1 protein-coding gene is annotated in these 2,033 nt (G+C 67.4%); it reads right to left on the bottom strand.

All coding sequences use genetic code 11. The annotated features are described in order from the left end of the window. The coding region (locus DBR22_RS15520; protein WP_146187523.1) for a pyruvate carboxylase subunit B at positions 1-2,033 on the bottom strand (2,033 nt) is incomplete at both ends.

Consider the following 2,033-nt stretch of genomic DNA (forward strand, 5'->3'; position numbering starts at 1 on the left):
ACCAGGAGGAGATCCCCGCCCTGGACCTGCTCCACGGCTGAGATGGCGAGCCTGGAGACCTTGCCGCCAACCGGCGTCGTGATCGAAGCTTCCATCTTCATCGCTTCAATGGTCGCCACAGTGTCGCCGGCGTTGACGGTGTCACCTGCTTTGACGGTGACCGTAACGGCTCCGGCGAACGGTGCGGCGACGTGCCCCGGCTGTGCGGGATCGGCTTTCTCGGCGGCCTTGACATTGCTGACCACGGAGCGGTCACGGACCACAACGGGGCGGGACTGCCCGTTGAGCGTGCACATCACGGTGCGCATGCCCTTCTCGTCAGGTTCGGAGACAGCTTCGAGCGAGGCAATCAGCCGCACACCCTTTTCCAGCTGGATTTCGTGCTCGGCCCCGCGCTGGAGGCCGTACAGGTAATCGCGGGTGTCGAGGACGGAAATGTTGCCGTAGGTCTCCACGCTCTTGAGGTAGTCCTTGGTGGGACCATCAAAGAGCAGCCGGTTCAGCGTGTGCTGCCGGGTCTTGGAGTCTCCCTTGAGCGCGGCGCTGTCCTCGGGGCTGAGATCGACGTCGCGGACCTTGATGCTGCGGCCCTGGAGTGCCTTGGTGCGGAACGGCTCCGGCCATCCGCCCGGAGGATCGCCGAGTTCCCCGGAGAGGAAGCCGATGACGGAATCGGGGATGTCGTAGTTCTGCGGGTTCTCGTTGAAATCTGCAGGGTCGGCGTTGAGGCCCACCAGGTGCAGGGCGAGATCGCCCACCACCTTGGAGGAGGGCGTGACCTTCACCAGGCGGCCCAGGATGCGGTCCGCTGCCGTGTACATGTCCTCGATGGCTTCGAAGCGTTCGCCAAGACCCAGCGCCATGGCCTGCTGGCGCAGGTTGGAGAGCTGGCCGCCGGGAATCTCGTGCTTGTAGACGCGGCCGGTGGGACCGGGCAGGCCGGACTCGAACGGGGCGTACACGCGGCGCACGGCCTCCCAGTACGGTTCCAGGGAGCTGACGGCGTCCAGGTCCAGTCCGGTGTCCCGGGGCGTGTGTGCCAGGGCCGCCACCAGCGCCGAAGCTGACGGCTGGCTGGTGGTACCGGCCAGGGAGGCGGAGGCAACATCCACAGCATCCACGCCGGCATCTACTGCTGCCAGCAGGGTGGCCAGCTGGCCGCCCGCGGTGTCGTGGGTGTGGAGGTGGACCGGGAGGTCGAACCGTTCGCGCAGGGCGGCAACCAGCTTGGCGGCTGCTGCCGGACGGAGCAGCCCGGCCATGTCCTTGATGGCCAGGATGTGCGCACCGGCATCCACGATCCGCTGAGCCAGTTCAAGGTAGTAGTCCAGCGTGTAGAGCTTCTCGTCCGGGTTCAGCATGTCGCCGGTGTAGCACAGGGCCACTTCAGCCACGGCTGTTCCGGTGGCGCGGACCGCACGAATGGCCGGTGCCATCTGGTTCACGTCATTCAGGGCATCGAAGATCCGGAAGATGTCGATACCGGTGGCCGCCGCCTCGTTGACGAATGCCTCCGTGACTTCCTCCGGGTACGGCGTGTAGCCGACGGTGTTGCGGCCGCGGAGCAGCATCTGCAGGCAGACGTTCGGCAGAGCCTTCCGGAGTGCAGCCAGGCGGTCCCAGGGGTCCTCGCCCAGGAAACGCAGCGCCACATCGTAGGTGGCACCGCCCCAGGCCTCGACGGACAGGAGTTCCGGAAGCAGGGCGGTGACGGCGGGACCTGCGGCGACGAGGTCGCGGGTGCGCACCCGGGTGGCCAGCAGCGACTGGTGGGCATCGCGGAACGTGGTGTCCGTGACGGCCACGGCCGTCTGCTCACGCAGCGCCTTGGCGAAGCCCTCGGGGCCGAGCTCCTGCAGCCGCTGGCGGGAGCCTTCGGCGGGCTGCCGGTCACCTACGGCGGGCAGCTTGGCTGCCGGATCCGAGTGGACCTTCAGCTCGCCGTTGGGCTTGTTGACGGTCACTTCAGCCAGCCAGGTCAGCAGCTTGGTGCCGCGGTCAGCGGAGACACGGGCCTTCAGCAGCTGCGGGCG

The organism is Arthrobacter sp. HMWF013, from assembly GCF_003061105.1.
In the GTDB taxonomy this organism is placed as follows: domain Bacteria; phylum Actinomycetota; class Actinomycetes; order Actinomycetales; family Micrococcaceae; genus Arthrobacter.